The sequence below is a fragment of the Emticicia fontis genome, assembly GCF_054779675.1.
In genome coordinates, this window is sequence record NZ_BAAGXU010000015.1 from 146,545 (window position 1) to 162,833 (window position 16,289).

Sequence of the window (16,289 nt, forward strand, 5' to 3'; positions counted from 1 at the left end):
AATATTAACCTCTATGAACGCAATTCTTGGTATTATTTTCCATTTTATCGGGGGCTTTGCTTCCGGTAGTTTTTACATCCCTTATAAAAATATTAAAAAATGGTCGTGGGAAAGTGGTTGGATTATTGGAGGCGTGGCTTCGTGGATTATTGCTCCCTTGCTTTTTGGTTTTCTTACTGTTAAGGATTTAATTCCCAGTATCCAGTCAGCTGATACTAAAACTATTGGTTTAACTGTTTTATTCGGTGTTTTGTGGGGCTTTGGCGGCCTTACTTATGGCCTTACGATGCGATATTTAGGTGTTTCATTAGGTGTGGCGGTTGCGTTAGGATTTTGTGCAGCATTTGGTACATTAATTCCGCCGATTTATGAAGGACATTTTGGTGAACTGGTAGCTACAAGTTCAGGACAAATCACTTTGGCTGGTGTATTGCTCTGTGTAGTGGGCATCTTTGTTTGTGGTAAAGCTGGAATGATGAAAGAAAAAGAGTTAGATACTACCAGCAAGCAAGAGACTGTTAAAGAATTTAATTTAAAGAAAGGATTATTGGTAGGTACTTTTTGTGGTATCATGAGTGCCTGTTTTGCTTTTGGTTTAGCTGTTGGGGCACCGATAGCTGCTCAGGCCGAAGCTAATGGAACAGATCCTTTATTTAAAAATAATGCTATATTACCGGTATTATTAATTGGGGGATTCGCTACTAATTTTGTATGGTGTATGATTCTGAACTTTAGAAATAAATCTTTTAGCGATTATACAAATAGCGAAACTCCATTGAAAACCAATTATTTGTGGGCTTTGTTAGCAGGAGTAACTTGGTACTTCCAATTCTTTTTCTATGGAATGGGACAGTCTAAATTGGGTAAATCTTTAGATTTTGCATCATGGACGCTTCACATGGCTTTCATTATATTGGTTGGTACTTTATGGGGACTATTTTATAAAGAATGGAAAGGGGTGAGTAGCTCAACTATGCGCGTTTTATATTTGGGTTTATTGATAATTGTACTTTCTTCGGCTTTTATCGGAATGGGAAGCTATTTCGTTCATTAAACTATTATTTATATGTCAAAACTTTTGAAACTGATTGCTATTGGTTTGGCAATCACATGGCAGGGTTATGCCCAGGTTCAAGCGCCTGCCGCTACCTTACATTCTGATGCGCTACATACCGCCAAGCCTGATTATCCTACTTTATATGGTACTACTAAGCCTGAGGATATTATTGCTGTAATGCATAGGGTAAAGGATTATTTAGACAAAGCAACGCCTATTAAGGTAATAGATAAAAATACTGAGGCCGAAATTACAGATTATTCAAAAATTAATACCAATTCGGTTGTATTGAAGGGTGATTTTAGTTTAACAAGCTATGAATGGGGGGTAACTTATGAGGCTATGCTTCTGGCTGGTGAAGTAACCGGAGATACCTCCTTTACGAATTATACTACTAAACGATTTAAGTTTCTGGCTGATGTAGTGCCTTATTTCAGAGAGGTTTATAAAACAAATCCCCAGACTTCTCTTCGACAAATCATTGCTCCCCATGCACTGGATGATTGCGGTGCCATGTGCGCTGCCATGATCAGGACAACCAAGAGTGGTTTGATGAAAACCACTAATCTCAGACCTATGATTGATAATTATATCAATTATATTTTCACTAAGGAATTCAGATTAAAAGATGGAACATTAGCCCGAAATAGACCTTTGCCAAATACTTTATGGCTGGATGATATGTTTATGGGGGTTCCTGCTATTGCGCAAATGGGAAGCCTGACTGGGGATAAAAAATATTATGATGATGCGGTGAAACAAGTTTTACAGTTTTCAAAACGGATGTTCAACAAAGATTTAGGCATTTTTATGCATGGCTGGGTACAGGAAATGGAAACCCATCCTGAATTTCATTGGGCAAGGGCTAATGGATGGGCAATTCTGACAATGGTTGAGTTATTGGAAGTATTACCAGAAAATTATCCCGGCAGGGCAGATGTGCTCAATCAACTGAAAGCGCATGCTAAAGGCTTAGCAGCTCAACAATCAGGCACAGGCTTCTGGCATCAATTGCTTGATCGACATGATTCTTATTTAGAAACTTCTGCAACAGCTATTTATACCCATAGTATCGCCAAAGCTATTAACCGCGGTTGGCTGGATGCAACAACTTACGGACCTATGGCTCTATTAGGTTGGAATGCTGTTGCCACTAAGGTGACAGAAAAAGGGCAGGTTGAAGGTGTTTGTGTGGGTACAGGGATGGGATTTGACCCTGCGTTTTACTATTATCGTCCGGTTAATGTTTATGCGGCTCATGGATATGGTCCGGTTTTATTGGCAGGTTCTGAGATGATAAAGCTATTAAAAAATAAGAAATTCATGCTAAATGATAGTGCGGTGATGTTTAGTAAATAGAAAACTTTACGATATCAGGCAATAAAGAAGGACACGTTTATGGCGTGTCCTTTTTGATAAATTGCAAAGTCTATTAAATAGAACCAAATACTTTCTTCAACAAATCGGTGGTTCTTGCCCAAGGATTTTCTCTGATTTTGGCTTCTTCATTTTCTACAAGTATAAACAATCCATCAATCGCTTTTTGGGTTGCGTATCCTTTCAAATCTGGATTTACCTTTTGGACAAATGGTAATTTGTTATAGGTAGTTGCTAAGTCGGTATAGTAGCGGGTTGCCTGAGTCTTTGCCAAGGCTTTTTCTACTACTGGCGAGAATTTAGCAATCAATTGGTCTGAAGTCGTACGTTTCAAAAACATGGTAGCCGAATTTTTTTCTCCTCTCAGAATGGCCCAAGCATCAGAGAAATTCATGCTTAAAATGGCATTGATGAAAATTGGTTTCGCTTCTTTAGCTGCTTCTTCTGCCCCTCTGTTTAACGCCATCACAAATTTATCGACTTCTCCACCTAAACCTACTTTTCTTAAAGCTGACTCAACTCTTTCTACTTCCGGAGGAAAAGGGATCTTAATGATTGGGTTTAAATAATAGCCATTTACCTGAGATGCACTATCTGCTCCCTTATTAATTCCAACCTGAAGTGCTTGTTTTAAGCCAGAAATAACTTCATCTGTGCTCAAACCACCACTTTGGGTCGATTTAGAAATATTGTCTAAAACTTTTCCCAGATTTATTTTCTGCCCCGCACAACTCTGTATGCCTAAAACACTAATAATCAACGAAACAATAACTAATCTTTTCATTTTTGACGCTTTTAAAATTGTTTTTTTAGAATTAATAATTGTCTTACTAACGAATGAACACCGAAAATTGTATTTTTGTGCAAATTAAGAAATTGTTGATTTAGATTCCTGAATCAGAATGATTGATGCAACAAAGCGTTTATTTTTGCAAATATATTTCATTTTGATTGAGACAATTTAAACAGTTGATGGTTTAATTCACACTTGAGAGATAACAAAACCCAATGTCATATATATGAGACCGATTTTAGCGGAAGTAGTAACAATTGGCGATGAAATTTTGTACGGACAAATAACCGACACAAATACACAATGGATGAGTACCGAACTGGATAAGATAGGTATCAAGACAGTGCGAAAGTCGTCGGTTGGAGATCAGGAGGATAAAATTTTACATATACTCCAAGAAGCAGAGTCACGGGCTGATATTATATTATTGACAGGAGGTTTAGGGCCAACAAAAGATGATATTACCAAGAAAACCCTTTGTAAATATTTTGATGATGAATTAATCATCAATGAAGACGCTCTTGCCTTTATTACCGAATTCTTTACAAAAAGAGGCCGCCCAATGACTGAACTCAATCGTCAACAGGCAATGGTTCCGAGCAAATGTACTTATCTGGCCAATAAAACAGGTACAGCACCGGGGATGTGGTTTGAGAAAACGACCGATTCAGATAGAGGCAAAATCTTCGTTTCAATGCCAGGTGTCCCTCATGAAATGAAATATCTGATGTCTAATGAGGTGATTCCAAGATTGAAGAAATACTTCGAAACACCGATAATATATCATAAAATGATTCGTACGATAGGTGTAGGCGAATCCTTTTTGGCAGAGAAAATAGAAAAATGGGAAGACAGTTTACCATCTCATATCAAATTAGCTTATTTACCGAGTTTTGGACAAGTACGCCTAAGATTGACTGGAGTAGGAGAAAATGAAGAGATTCTAAAACAAGAAGTACATAATGAAGTTGATAAAGTATTACCTATGATTCAATCATTTGTTTTCGGATACGATAATGATGATCTGGAGGTAGCTTTAGGAAAATTGTTGAATAGCAAAGGCAAAACTGTTTCGGCAGCAGAAAGTTGTACAGGTGGGTTCATCTCACATTTATTTACCAAAGTACCCGGAAGCTCAGCTTATTTTATGGGTAGTGTAGTTAGCTATGATAACTCCGTTAAAATCAATGTCTTAGGAGTAAAACCGGAAACTATTGCGGAACACGGGGCTGTAAGCGAAGAAACTGTTACACAAATGGCAGAAGGAGCAAGAAAATTGATGAAAACCGATTACGCCATTGCAACCAGCGGCGTAGCAGGCCCTGACGGAGGAACTCCCGAAAAACCTGTGGGGACGCTTTGGATTGCTTGTGCCATGGAAGGGAGAACAATAGCCCGGAAAATTCAAATGTCTAACCAGAGAGAGACCAATATCAATTATGGCAGTGTGGTTGCCATGAATCTTTTAAGAAAAATGCTGAATGGTGATTACGAATCTTAATTTGACATCAACAAAATCTAAAAAATAGACTATGGCGCTTGTAGAAATGATAATGCCAAAAATGGGTGAGAGTATATTTGAATGTACTGTCTTGAGTTGGCTGAAAAATGTAGGAGACAAAATAGAATCAGATGAAATGATTCTGGAGGTAGCTACTGATAAAATAGATACAGAAATAGGCTCAGCATACGATGGTGTTCTGAAAGAAATACTGGTACAAAAAGGTGAAGTAGCCACTATTGGTAAACCTATTTGTATTATTGAAACAGATGTTGAGAGTGTACCCGTTACTAAAGATAAGCCGTCTACTGAAACTACAGTTGCAGAAGAAAAAGAAATAGAAAGTGTAGTAGTTGAACTTGAAAAACATTCAAATCTGACTTCGATTCTGGTTGAAAATGCGGAGCCAAAGGCTAATTCTTTATCCGGACGTTTTTATTCTCCTCTGGTACAGAATATTGCGAAAGAAGAAAATATATCAGGTGAAGAGTTGGAAAGCATTAAAGGCTCAGGCGCAGAAAACCGTGTGACAAAAGATGATATTCTGGCTTATGTAAAACTGAAAAAAGAAAACGGAACACAGGTTGTTAGTGCTCCTTCAATTGCTGCACCAACCCCGGCAACCACTTATATTCCGAATGCTACTGACCAGATTATCGAAATGGACAGAATGCGAAAAATGATTGCGGAACGTATGGTTGAATCAAAACGAATTTCAGCGCACGTGACGTCTTTTGTTGAGACAGACATGACAAATATTTCTTTTTGGAGAGATAAAATCAAACGAAAATTTCAGGATGAAACTGGCGAAAATATCACTTTCACTCCTTTATTAATTGAAGCAGTTGTAAAGGCAATCAAAGACTTTCCTTTAATCAATATTCAGGTGGATGGTGATAAAATCATTCGCAAAGGAAAAATTAATATCGGAATGGCTGTAGCCTTACAATCAGGAAATCTAATAGTACCGGTAGTGCATGAAGCAGATTCTTATAGTCTGATTGGACTTACGAAAAAAGTAAATGATTTGGCAAGCCGTGCAAGAGCCAATAAACTAAAAGCAGATGATTTGTCGGATGGGACTTTGACTGTTTCAAATATTGGTTCGTTTGGTAATATTGCTGGAACTCCGATTATTATGCAGCCTCAGGTATCTATTCTTGCTTTTGGAGTGATTCAGAAAAAAGTTTCAGTGATAGAAACACCATCCGGGGATACCATTGGAATCAGACAGAAAATGATTATTTCTCATTCTTACGACCATCGGGTAGTTGATGGCTCGTTAGGTGGGCAGTTTGTGAAACGCATATCTGATTATCTTGAAAACTTTGATTTAGACAGGAAATTGTTTTGATTCTCAATGAAAGGTCTGGTGAGCATCAGACCTTTTTTGTTTTCTACACTTTTTATGGAGAACAGTTTGATTTTATCAAAAAACTCTCAAAACTCTTTTAAAACATAATTCTAAGTCGCAAATTTGTCGATGTAAAGGTAGCAAGGTGTATATTTAAAAGAGTAATTAACTATACAGGCATTAAAGTTTTTATTCAATTGGAATAGGAAAAGGTTACCAAAAAGATGCGCTTATGGTGGGAACCTTTTTATGAGTGTTTTATAATAATCAGTTTAGTGATTGAGAAAGTAAGGCTACAGCTATTGAGTAAGACCAATTGATTATCAAAACGTGAAATTTATTTTATAATCTAATATTAAAGCAAGAACTTTGAGTCTTGAACTTTGAACGCCCTTAAGATGCTTTTTAATTCGCTAGAGTTTCTCATATTTTTTCCAATTGTCACACTTCTTTATTTTGCTATTCCGCATAAATACCGATGGTTTCATTTATTAGTTGCGAGTTGCATCTTTTACAGCTTTTTTATTCCGTATTATATCCTGATTCTTTTCTTTACGATTATCATTGATTATTTCGCAGGAATCTGGATTGAGCAATCACAGGGAAAACGAAGAAAATGGGCATTGATCATGAGTTTGGTTGCGAATATTGGTGTATTGGCTGTATTTAAATATTATAACTTTTTCATTGAGAATTTTAATACTGTTCTGTTCAAAATCAATCCTGAAAAGCTCCTTCCTTATTGGAATATTATTTTACCGATAGGTTTGTCTTTTCATACTTTTCAGGCGATGAGTTATACGATTGAAGTGTATCGGGGAAATCAAAAAGCGGAGCGACATTTTGGCATTTATGCCTTATATGTAATGTTCTACCCTCAGTTAGTCGCAGGACCAATTGAACGCCCACAAAATGTAATTCATCAGTTTTATGAAAAACATGATTTTGATTATGAAAGAGTGGTGAGTGGACTACGTTTGATGCTTTGGGGAATGTTCAAAAAAGTGGTGATTGCCGATAGGCTCTCAAAGTTTGTGAATCTGGTTTATAACAATCCAACTGAGTATCAGGGTTTACCTCTCATTATTGCAACATTATTCTTTACTATCCAGATTTACTGTGATTTTTCGGGCTATTCAGACATTGCACTGGGTTCGGCGCGAGTAATGGGTTTTGACCTAATGAAGAACTTTGACAGACCTTATATGTCAAAATCGGTAAGTGAATTCTGGCGTCGCTGGCATATTTCATTATCAACCTGGTTCAGAGATTATTTATATATTCCATTAGGTGGAAATCGTGTTTCTAAACCTCGTCAATATTTTAATCGTTTCTTTGTTTTTATGGCTAGTGGATTGTGGCATGGTGCCAACTGGCATTATGTTATCTGGGGGGCTTTACATGGGTTTTACCTGATTGTTGGTCAAATGACTGATAAATTCCAAAAGAAAATTACAGGGGTTAAAGGCTCTCTGAATCAGGCTACTGTTCCTCAGAAACTCATTCATGGGTCTATTACTTTTGTATTAGTCGCATTTGCCTGGATATTCTTTAGGGCTAATACCAATACAGAAGCGATTTATATTGCTAAAAATATTTTCAGACATAGTTCACACTCTTTAGACCATGTGATATACATGATTGGCAAAAATGAATTATATTTAATTATCATTTCAATGGTTATCATGGAAACTGTTCAATGGTTGCAAAGAGGTAAAAATTTGTCGACATGGATTGATGTTAAACCACGTTGGCAAAGATGGGGTGCATATTATCTGATATTATTTATGATTTTGTGCTATGGTGTCTATAACAATTCACAATTTATTTATTTCCAATTTTAAATATGAAAAACGAAGGATTTGATCCACAAGAAATAGCTGAGTTAAAAGCTGAATGCCAACAGGAAGGCCAAAACTATGTAATAGTTGAGGATGAAGATGGCATGAACGATTCAGGAGAGTTTGCCCATTTTCAATTTGTAGGTAAGCATGATGGCGAAGAAGTAATCTATGACGCCGTAATGGGAACATTACGTTTAAATCACAGTAGTCTGGTTTTTGAAGAGGCTGAGGCCAGAATGAAAAAATCTTTCCCAAGCTATGTTGAGGTTGATAAGCGTAAACCAAACTATAAGGCGAATGAGGATATGGAATTGATGCTGGAAGAAATCATCGAAGAGTTAGAAGAAGAAGAAGTAATTCAGGTAGCTGAATTTGTAGAAATTGACGAAGATTTTGAGTATGGTATCGGTTTGGATATTGCTTTGAATGTTGAAGAGATTGATGATGAGGTGATTACCAAATTCGTCAATGAATTTAATGCAGGTACTTTAAAGCTTGATCCGACCTTATATAGTTTTACAAGCGAAGAAGAATAAGTGTGATAGCTAAATAAATTATGGCAGGCAATTTCGATAAAAATAATAGTTTTTCAGGTACATCAAATTATGTAGCGACCCGTGAACTGCAAACGGCAGTGAATGCCTCTATTGCGCTTCAAAGACCGCTATTGATAAAAGGAGAGCCGGGAACCGGCAAAACTCTTTTAGCTTTCGAGGTTGCCAAAGCCTTGGGTAAGCAACTCTTTACCTGGCATATTAAATCTACTACGACTGCTCAGCAAGGTTTGTATGAGTATGATGCTGTTTCTCGTTTGCGAGATTCCCAACTTGGGGATGATAGAGTAAATCATGTAGAAAACTATGTAAAGAAAGGAAAAATATGGGAGGCATTTGATTCTGATGAGCAAAGTGTATTATTGATTGATGAAATTGATAAAGCAGACATAGAGTTTCCGAACGATTTATTACAGGAACTTGACCGGATGGAGTTTTATTGTTATGAATTAAAACGAACGATAAAAGCCAAGTATCGGCCGATTATTATTATTACTTCTAATAATGAAAAAGAACTGCCGGATGCTTTTCTGCGCCGTTGCTTTTTTCACTTTATCCGATTCCCGGATAAAGAAACGATGCAGCAAATTGTTGATGTACATTATCAGGGTTTAGAAGAGACTTTACTAGCTAATGCGCTAAAAACTTTCTTTGGCATCAGAGAAATCAAGAACCTGAAAAAGAGACCTTCAACAAGCGAATTGATAGATTGGTTGAAACTATTGTTAGTCGGTAAAGTATCAGCCGACAATCTAACTGATTTGAGTAAGATTAACGAAATACCACCATTCTTAGGAGCTTTGCTTAAAAATGAATCAGACTATGATTTATATAAAGCTTTAAGAGAGAAAGGGGTAAAATAATAGCACTAAAACATCTACTAAATTGCTCTTAGATTTCTTCTATCATCTGAAAAGTAATAAACTTCCGGTTTCAATAAGAGAGCATCTGACATTATTAGAAGCCCTTGATATGGAAGTTATTGCTTACAATGCAGAAGATTTTTATTTTTTAAGTCGGGCTATTTTTGTCAAGCATGAGCAAAACCTTGATTTGTTCGACAGGCTTTTTGGACAGTTTTTCGGTGATTCTGAAAGCATCCCAGTAGAGAAAATACTGGCTAATATTGATGAAGACTGGTTAAAAAGCCATTTGCTCAGAGAATTGTCGGAAGAAGAAAAAGAAGCTGTCAAAGCTATGGGAGGCTTAGAAGAATTGCTGAATAGATTTAAACAAATATTAGAAGAACAACAGGAAAAGCACGAAGGCGGAAATAAATGGATTGGTGTAGGTGGTACTTCTCCTTTCGGTAATTCAGGGTATAACCCGGCAGGCATCAGAATAGGAGGGAAAGGTGGTGGTAAAAGTGCTACCAAGGTCTGGAATAAAAGAGAATTCAAAAATTACGATGATGACCTTGAACTAAATACGCGGAATACTAAAATGGCATTAAGGCGCCTTCGGATATTGACACGGGAAGGAGCAGAAGATGAGTTGAATTTGGAGGAAACCATACATAAGACAAGTGAAAATGCAGGACTTCTGGATATTCAGATGCAAGCCTCTAAGCAAAACCGGGTTAAAATCTTATTGTTATTGGATGTGGGTGGATCGATGGATGAATATGTGGAAGAGTGCTCAACGCTTTTTTCTTCTGCCAAGTATCAGTTTAAGCATCTGGAGTATTATTATTTCCATAATTGTGTCTATGAAAACTTATGGAAAGATAATAGTCGGCGCTATGAAGATAAGGTTTCTACCTGGGAAGTGCTGAATAAGTATAATAAAGACTATAAGGTTATTTTTGTAGGAGACGCCTCTATGTCTCCATGGGAATTATCAGAACCCAGAGGAAGTGTAGAACATTATAATGAAGAATCGGGTTTAACCTGGCTTGCAAGATTCAAAGATAAATTCCCAAACATTGTCTGGCTAAACCCGATTAATGACGGCTACTGGCAATATACAAGTACTATTAAACAAATCAGAGAGTGGTCTGATGAGCGCATGTTTCCTCTAACCATTAATGGCATTGAAAAGGCTATGAGATGTCTTAAAAATAGTAAATTGAAATTCAGAGATTAGATATTTTTCAGGAATTCTATTGTATTGACACCATCCGCAAAGTCATTCAATTGTGGCGATTGTGCTTCTCCGAAATCAAAACTGTTTTCAAATTCTCTGTCTTTTGAGACAATGCATTGAATTTTCTCCTGATGATTGGCAATTAATTCCTGCAAATGAGTTTCGCTTTCATAATGTTCAAAATGACAAACAGATATGGCGGATACGAGTGCATCATCCTCTTTCAATAATAAAAAGCCATTATCAAAATGGAGTGTTTTATTAACAAGTAGTATTGACTTATTATAATCGTAGTTATTATTATATTTATGATGGATACGGATTGTGCTCCAATATTCGATAGATTCATAGAACTTATCAAATGTGTAACCCTTTGGTATAAATAATTTTGACACGTTTCTGCAACCTAATCCGAAATACTGAAATATGTCATTACCGAGATTGGCTAAATCTGTTCTTGATTCTTCGCCTGTCAGGATTGCGACAGATGTTCGGTTTTTACGAATAATGTGCGGAATTTTTGAAAAGTAGTATTCAAAATGTTTGGCAGTATTATCGCTCCCAGTTGCTATTATTGCCTCTGCTGCATTCAATTTATCAACTACCTGAATTAATTCTTTAAGTTCAGGATTAATTTCGAAAAGTTTGTGAATAAGAAAACGCATCAAGACTGAATCACTTGAACTTAGTTTTATCAGTGCAATATTTCCACTTAAAACTACGCAAAGTAAATCATGAAAACCGACGGCGGGGATATTACCAGCCATTACAATCCCTACTTTTTTGGGATTGATATTTGTTTGAATCGTATTAGCGTAAGCAAAGTTTTCTAACAATTCCTTATTCAGATAAAATCTGGCTGTATTATTGAGAGCTAGTTTAACGTTATCTTCTGTAAACCAGGCATTTTCGTTGCGAGCAGTAAAGGACCATTGTTTAATCAGTTCAATATTCTTTTCATCAAGTATGAAGTCCCCTAATTGCGAAAATGTAAGTATAAGGTCTTTTAATTGCATTATTTTTAGAAAAAGTGATTTGTTATTTAAAAACCTACAAAAATACGACTAAATTGAAACTTTGAAGCCGTATATTTGTTGATTATTTGAAAACTACTAAAAATATAGAGAGAGTATGGCAATAATGATTACAGACGAATGCATCAACTGTGGAGCATGCGAGCCTGAATGCCCGAATACGGCGATTTATGAAGGTGGGGTTGAATGGACGTGGGGAGGAGGAACAAAGTTGACAGAAGTTGAACTGGGAGATGGTTCGATTATCGGTGGTAAAGATCCGATGTCGCCTGTATCCGACGAGTTTTATTATATAGTAACAGATAAGTGTACAGAGTGTCATGGTTTTCATGAAGAACCACAATGTGCAGCCGTTTGCCCGGTTGACTGTTGTGTACCAGATCCTGATAATGTTGAAGATGATGATACGCTTGCAGCAAAAAAAGCGTGGCTTCATGCTGAAGCATAATTTTTGATACTGATTCCATTTGGCTCTCCATATTGATGCCTGCCTGAGAAATTGGGTAGGCATTTTTTTTGCCTTAATTTTATAGCCTTTTTATTTTATTATTCTCAGATGGAATAGTGCATAACATTAAATCATTGAAGTATAATTATTCGCTTTCATATATTCGTCAATTATTTAAAAACGACTAAATATAGAAACGCTATGGCGATAATGATTACAGACGAATGTATCGATTGTGGTGCATGCGAACCAGAGTGCCCAAACACGGCGATTTATGAAGGTGGAGTGGAGTGGACATGGGGAGGAGGAACAAAATTAACAGAAGTAGAATTAGGGGATGGAACAATTATCGGTGGAAATGAAAGGATGTCACCCATTACCAAAGAGCTTTATTATATAGTAACAGATAAATGTACAGAGTGCCATGGATTTCATGAAGAACCACAGTGCGTAGCTGTTTGTCCGGTTGACTGTTGTGTACCCGACCCTGATAATGTTGAAGACGATGATACACTAGCTGCAAAAAAAGCATGGCTTCATGCTGAAGTATAATTTTTCACATAGACACTCATTTAGCTTTATGTATTGGTGCCTGCTCGGTTTTTTCGAGCAGGCACTTTTTTTGTCAATCTTACAATTGTACATATTTAAGAAATAATTGTACTTCGGAATATTATACTGTATAATGATAAAAATACAATAGATTATTTGTTTTAATTATTTATTGTATTTTTTCAATAAATTATATTTTTTAATACATACAAATAGTTGAAAAATATTTTTTTTAAGAAATTATTATTTTTTTTGAATATAAAATTTGGAATTAAAATATTTTTGAAGAACATTTGTAATGAAATTTAATTTCAAACAATCGCCACTTAAACCAAAGATTATTATGAAAAAATTGATTTTTACAGTATTATCGTTGTTTTCAATAGCAGTGACCCAAGCACAAGAAAGTACAACAACCACAGAAGAAAAAAAGAACCCCCTTACATTCTCAGGCTACGTTGACACTTACTTTTTTGGTAACTTAAATAATCCTGCTTCAAGATCAAATTTAGGAGTATCAGGCTTCGAACGTATATTCGACCAAAAACCAGGTCAGTTCCAGTTAGGTCTAGCTCAAACTAAATTATCTTACTCAACAGACAAAGTTGATGCAGTAATTGATTTAGTATTTGGTAACCACGCTGACCTAGGTAACTACGGCAATATTATTAGCCCGGTAACTGGAGCAACAAGTACAGCATTAGCCATTAAACAAGCTTATATTACCTGGAAAGCAACAGATAAATTCTCGATCACAGCTGGTCAGTTCGGTACCCATATCGGTTATGAAGTAATTGATGCCCCTGTAAACTATAACTACTCATTATCAAACCTTTTTGGTAATGGTCCTTTCTATCATACTGGTGTAAAAGCAACAGTAGCACTTTCTAGCAAAGCGTCTTTGACTGCTGGTTTGGTAAACGGTATTGACACGAAAGATGATAATAATGATAAATTAGGTGTTATGGCTCAGTTTTATGTTTCACCTGCTGAAGGATGGAACTTATATCTAAACTGGTTAGGAAGTGATGAAGGTGTAGATTCAAAATCATATTATTCAATTTTTGACCTGACCACTTCGTATCAAATCACAGAGAAATTCTTGCTAGGCTTAAACGCTGCTTATGGCTCGCAAGGTGTAACAGATCCAACTTCTAAAAAAGTAACAACATATACCTGGGGCGGTGCTGCTTTATATGCACAAGTCGCTTTTACGGATAAATTTGGCTTAGGTGCTCGCTATGAGTATTTCGATAATACAAGCGGTATCCGCGGTTTAAGAAACCCTTCAAGACCTGATGGCGGTACTTCAGTAAATTCATTTACTTTGACAGCTAACGTTAATATCTCTGAAAATCTATTATTCAAACCTGAATTCCGCCTTGATAGCTATGCTAAAGGAGTAGGAGCTAACGGAGAGCAATTCCAGGATAGCGATGGTAATTTCACTAAGAGTTCTCAGTCAACACTTGGTGCAGCACTAATCTTCAAATTCTAATACACTTTGTCAATAAACCTAAACTAAACTTTTACATTAATTTTTTGTACAACACTTAAACCCCAAACACATGATACGTAAAAATCCTCTTCCTCTGATTATTTTGCTTGCCATAGCAATCGCGGGAGTGTTTATGCCAGCTGTGCCATCAACAATTGTTACTGAAGGCATTAATGGCGCGGATACAGCTTGGATGCTTGTAAGTACTGCATTGGTTTTGATCATGACACCTGGATTAGCTTATTTCTACGGTGGTATGGTAAACACGAAAAACGTTATTTCTACTATGTTGCAAAGCTTTATTGCTATGGGTGTAATCTCTATTCTTTGGGTTACAGTTGGCTTTAGCTTGGCATTCGGAGATTCTATCGGTGGTTTCGTTGGTAATCCTTCAACATTTTTTATGTTCAAAGGTGTTTTAGAAAGCAAACCTTGGTCTTTAGCACCAACTATTCCACTAGTAGTTTTTGCTTTCTTCCAATTAAAATTTGCCGTTATCACTCCAGCATTGGTTACAGGTTCATTAGCTGAACGTATCAATTTCAAATCTTACGTATTGTTCATTATCCTGTTCAGCTTGTTCATCTATGCTCCTCTAGCACACTGGACATGGCACCCAGAAGGATTCTTATTCAAATTAGGTGTTCTTGACTTCGCCGGTGGTACTGTTGTGCATATGTCGGCTGGTTGGGCTGCCTTAGCAGGAGCTATTTACCTGAAACGTCGTCGTGCACACGTTGAAGGAAGTTTTCTTCCTCCAGCAAATATTCCATACGTATTATTAGGTACTGGTTTACTATGGTTTGGTTGGTTTGGTTTCAACGCAGGTTCTGCATTGAGCGCAGGTACTTTGGCTGCTTCAGCTTTCGCTACAACTAATACCGCTGCTGCTGCTGCTGGTTTGGCTTGGGTATTGTTTGATGCTGCTCGTGGTAAGAAAGTTTCGGCACTTGGATTCTGTATCGGTGTAGTAGTTGGTTTGGTAGCTATCACTCCAGCCGCAGGTTTTGTAACCATCCCTCATTCAATCTTTATCGGTGCAATTGCTTCTTTAATCTCTAATTACCTTGCACACTTAAAAACCAAAACAGCTTTGGATGATACACTAGATGTATTCCCTTGCCATGGTGTAGGTGGTATGGTAGGTATGATTATGACTGGTATCTTTGCAAGTAAAGGCGTTAACTCAGCTGTTGCTGACGAAGGTTTATTCTTTGGTGCATCAAAATTATTTGTGAACCACATGATCGCCTTAGTTGTTGTTTCAGTGTTTGCATTTGCGATGTCATTTGTTCTTTTGAAAGTTACTGACTTAATTCTTCCTTTGCGTGTATCTGATTCTGACGAGAAAGCAGGTCTTGATGTAAGTCAACATGACGAGTCTCTTGTTGAAGCTGGTGTTGTTGAAGAATTAGCATAAACGATATTGTTTATTTGTAACAAAATCACAATTGCGGGTTAAACCGTACTTTTATTGTGGTTTTGTTGTACTCCATAAGTTAAAATGCCCGCTATATTAGTGGGCATTTTCTTTTGTTAAAACTGAGTATTCAAGACGTAGCTTCTGTAAGGTTTTATGTAATAATTGTATACCTGAACTCTAATGAAGCAGACTATTTAATTCTTGCATATTTAACTCTTAATCCGCAAGATTCAGCGATTAGTGTATCAGAATCTAAGCTTAGAATTGACCATTCTCTGCATGGTATACAACTCATTTGTGGACAATCTTGTACCTCTGAAAATTTAATGATATTATCCAAAACTGTGAATTTATTCCCGGCAGTACAACACTCAGCTCCCGGTTTCCCATCTCGCAGATAATTTCCTTTGGCTGTAAATTCTATAGGAGGATTAGCAGTTATATTGACAAATGTATTACATGGCCCCCAGCCATCAGCAATTCTATATTGAACCTGATTTGTATGAAACCATTTTCCAACTAGTTTTTCCGGAACAATAGCGTCTGATTTGCAAGCAAAGAGTGAGAGCAAAGTTGCAAGTGTGATTAATAGTTTTTTCATAATTAATTTTGTCTAATGGAGTATTTTAGGAGAATCTTTAGAACTTAATTTAATAAGAAAAAAGGCATATGAATTTGATTTAATAATTCATATATTTCGATTTAAATGATTTGGTTGTAGATTCAAATGTATGATGAGTTGAATAAATAAAACAAGGGAGCGAACTTT

Annotated in this window: 15 protein-coding genes; 12 read left to right on the forward strand and 3 right to left on the reverse strand. The window is 36.6% G+C overall.

The annotated features are described in order from the left end of the window. The first annotated feature begins 13 nt into the window (after nucleotides 1-13). Nucleotides 14-1,054: an L-rhamnose/proton symporter RhaT gene (gene rhaT / locus ACYVFA_RS09130; RefSeq protein ID WP_460471514.1), complete on the forward strand. Its 1,041-nt coding sequence runs from the start codon at nucleotides 14-16 to the stop codon at nucleotides 1,052-1,054. Nucleotides 1,055-1,066: 12 nt separating this feature from the next. Further along, nucleotides 1,067-2,416: a glycoside hydrolase family 88/105 protein gene (locus tag ACYVFA_RS09135; RefSeq protein WP_460471515.1), complete on the forward strand. Its 1,350-nt coding sequence runs from the start codon at nucleotides 1,067-1,069 to the stop codon at nucleotides 2,414-2,416. Nucleotides 2,417-2,489: 73 nt separating this feature from the next. Here ACYVFA_RS09135 and ACYVFA_RS09140 read toward each other — a convergent pair whose 3' ends face one another. Further along, nucleotides 2,490-3,218, reverse strand: a complete 729-nt coding sequence (locus ACYVFA_RS09140; protein WP_460471516.1) for a DUF4197 domain-containing protein — start codon at nucleotides 3,216-3,218, stop codon at nucleotides 2,490-2,492. A 235-nt stretch (nucleotides 3,219-3,453) separates the two neighbouring features. On the opposite strand from ACYVFA_RS09140, the gene ACYVFA_RS09145 reads away from it, so the two are divergent. The 6 genes from ACYVFA_RS09145 to ACYVFA_RS09170 all read left to right on the forward strand — a co-directional run bounded on the left by ACYVFA_RS09145 (nucleotide 3,454) and on the right by ACYVFA_RS09170 (nucleotide 10,565). Further along, a complete protein-coding gene (locus ACYVFA_RS09145; protein ID WP_460471517.1) occupies nucleotides 3,454-4,728 on the forward strand; it encodes a competence/damage-inducible protein A in 1,275 nt (424 codons plus the stop codon). Nucleotides 4,729-4,759: 31 nt separating this feature from the next. After that, entirely contained in the window at nucleotides 4,760-6,082 is a 1,323-nt protein-coding gene (locus ACYVFA_RS09150; protein WP_460471518.1) for a dihydrolipoamide acetyltransferase family protein, read from the forward strand. A gap of 398 nt (nucleotides 6,083-6,480) precedes the next feature. Next, complete coding sequence (locus ACYVFA_RS09155; protein WP_460471519.1) at nucleotides 6,481-7,926, forward strand: MBOAT family O-acyltransferase; 1,446 nt, start codon at nucleotides 6,481-6,483, stop codon at nucleotides 7,924-7,926. Nucleotides 7,927-7,928: 2 nt separating this feature from the next. Next, on the forward strand, nucleotides 7,929-8,462 hold the full coding sequence (locus ACYVFA_RS09160; RefSeq protein WP_460471520.1) for a hypothetical protein: 534 nt from the start codon (nucleotides 7,929-7,931) through the stop codon (nucleotides 8,460-8,462). Nucleotides 8,463-8,482: 20 nt separating this feature from the next. Next, nucleotides 8,483-9,343, forward strand: a complete 861-nt coding sequence (locus tag ACYVFA_RS09165; protein WP_460471521.1) for an AAA family ATPase — start codon at nucleotides 8,483-8,485, stop codon at nucleotides 9,341-9,343. 22 nt (nucleotides 9,344-9,365) lie between these two features. Continuing rightward, nucleotides 9,366-10,565 (forward strand): vWA domain-containing protein, encoded by a 1,200-nt coding sequence (locus ACYVFA_RS09170; RefSeq protein ID WP_460471522.1) that lies wholly within the window; start codon nucleotides 9,366-9,368, stop codon nucleotides 10,563-10,565. On the opposite strand, the gene ACYVFA_RS09175 is transcribed toward ACYVFA_RS09170, so the two are convergent. Beyond that, the gene (locus ACYVFA_RS09175) at nucleotides 10,562-11,581 is read right to left on the reverse strand and encodes an acyl-CoA reductase (protein WP_460471523.1); all 1,020 of its coding nucleotides are present in this window, start codon (nucleotides 11,579-11,581) and stop codon (nucleotides 10,562-10,564) included. The genes ACYVFA_RS09170 and ACYVFA_RS09175 overlap by 4 nt on opposite strands. A 115-nt stretch (nucleotides 11,582-11,696) precedes the next feature. Between ACYVFA_RS09175 and ACYVFA_RS09180 the strand changes: the two genes are divergently transcribed. The 4 genes from ACYVFA_RS09180 (at nucleotide 11,697) to ACYVFA_RS09195 (ending at nucleotide 15,517) form a co-directional block, all read left to right on the forward strand. Further along, nucleotides 11,697-12,047 (forward strand): 4Fe-4S dicluster domain-containing protein, encoded by a 351-nt coding sequence (locus ACYVFA_RS09180; RefSeq protein WP_379976725.1) that lies wholly within the window; start codon nucleotides 11,697-11,699, stop codon nucleotides 12,045-12,047. 201 nt (nucleotides 12,048-12,248) lie between these two features. Beyond that, complete coding sequence (locus ACYVFA_RS09185) at nucleotides 12,249-12,599, forward strand: 4Fe-4S dicluster domain-containing protein (protein ID WP_460471524.1); 351 nt, start codon at nucleotides 12,249-12,251, stop codon at nucleotides 12,597-12,599. A gap of 343 nt (nucleotides 12,600-12,942) precedes the next feature. Beyond that, the gene (locus tag ACYVFA_RS09190) at nucleotides 12,943-14,097 is read left to right on the forward strand and encodes a porin (protein ID WP_460471525.1); all 1,155 of its coding nucleotides are present in this window, start codon (nucleotides 12,943-12,945) and stop codon (nucleotides 14,095-14,097) included. A gap of 70 nt (nucleotides 14,098-14,167) precedes the next feature. Then, a complete protein-coding gene (locus tag ACYVFA_RS09195) occupies nucleotides 14,168-15,517 on the forward strand; it encodes an ammonium transporter (protein WP_460471526.1) in 1,350 nt (449 codons plus the stop codon). A 193-nt stretch (nucleotides 15,518-15,710) separates the two neighbouring features. Here ACYVFA_RS09195 and ACYVFA_RS09200 read toward each other — a convergent pair whose 3' ends face one another. Next, on the reverse strand, nucleotides 15,711-16,121 hold the full coding sequence (locus ACYVFA_RS09200; protein ID WP_460471527.1) for a hypothetical protein: 411 nt from the start codon (nucleotides 16,119-16,121) through the stop codon (nucleotides 15,711-15,713). Between the last annotated feature and the right edge of the window lie 168 nt (nucleotides 16,122-16,289).

Bases quoted from the DNA above. Each gene is read 5' to 3' on its own strand.
- ACYVFA_RS09160 (WP_460471520.1), top strand. From the start codon at position 7,929: ATGAAAAACGAAGGATTTGATCCACAAGAAATAGCTGAGTTAAAAGCT.
- ACYVFA_RS09145 (WP_460471517.1), top strand. From the start codon at position 3,454: ATGAGACCGATTTTAGCGGAAGTAGTAACAATTGGCGATGAAATTTTG.
- ACYVFA_RS09195 (WP_460471526.1), top strand. From the start codon at position 14,168: ATGATACGTAAAAATCCTCTTCCTCTGATTATTTTGCTTGCCATAGCA.
- ACYVFA_RS09155 (WP_460471519.1), top strand. From the start codon at position 6,481: ATGCTTTTTAATTCGCTAGAGTTTCTCATATTTTTTCCAATTGTCACA.
- ACYVFA_RS09200 (WP_460471527.1), bottom strand. From the start codon at position 16,121: ATGAAAAAACTATTAATCACACTTGCAACTTTGCTCTCACTCTTTGCT.
- rhaT (WP_460471514.1), top strand. From the start codon at position 14: ATGAACGCAATTCTTGGTATTATTTTCCATTTTATCGGGGGCTTTGCT.
- ACYVFA_RS09140 (WP_460471516.1), bottom strand. From the start codon at position 3,218: ATGAAAAGATTAGTTATTGTTTCGTTGATTATTAGTGTTTTAGGCATA.
- ACYVFA_RS09190 (WP_460471525.1), top strand. From the start codon at position 12,943: ATGAAAAAATTGATTTTTACAGTATTATCGTTGTTTTCAATAGCAGTG.
- ACYVFA_RS09150 (WP_460471518.1), top strand. From the start codon at position 4,760: ATGGCGCTTGTAGAAATGATAATGCCAAAAATGGGTGAGAGTATATTT.
- ACYVFA_RS09180 (WP_379976725.1), top strand. From the start codon at position 11,697: ATGGCAATAATGATTACAGACGAATGCATCAACTGTGGAGCATGCGAG.
- ACYVFA_RS09165 (WP_460471521.1), top strand. From the start codon at position 8,483: ATGGCAGGCAATTTCGATAAAAATAATAGTTTTTCAGGTACATCAAAT.
- ACYVFA_RS09175 (WP_460471523.1), bottom strand. From the start codon at position 11,581: ATGCAATTAAAAGACCTTATACTTACATTTTCGCAATTAGGGGACTTC.
- ACYVFA_RS09185 (WP_460471524.1), top strand. From the start codon at position 12,249: ATGGCGATAATGATTACAGACGAATGTATCGATTGTGGTGCATGCGAA.
- ACYVFA_RS09135 (WP_460471515.1), top strand. From the start codon at position 1,067: ATGTCAAAACTTTTGAAACTGATTGCTATTGGTTTGGCAATCACATGG.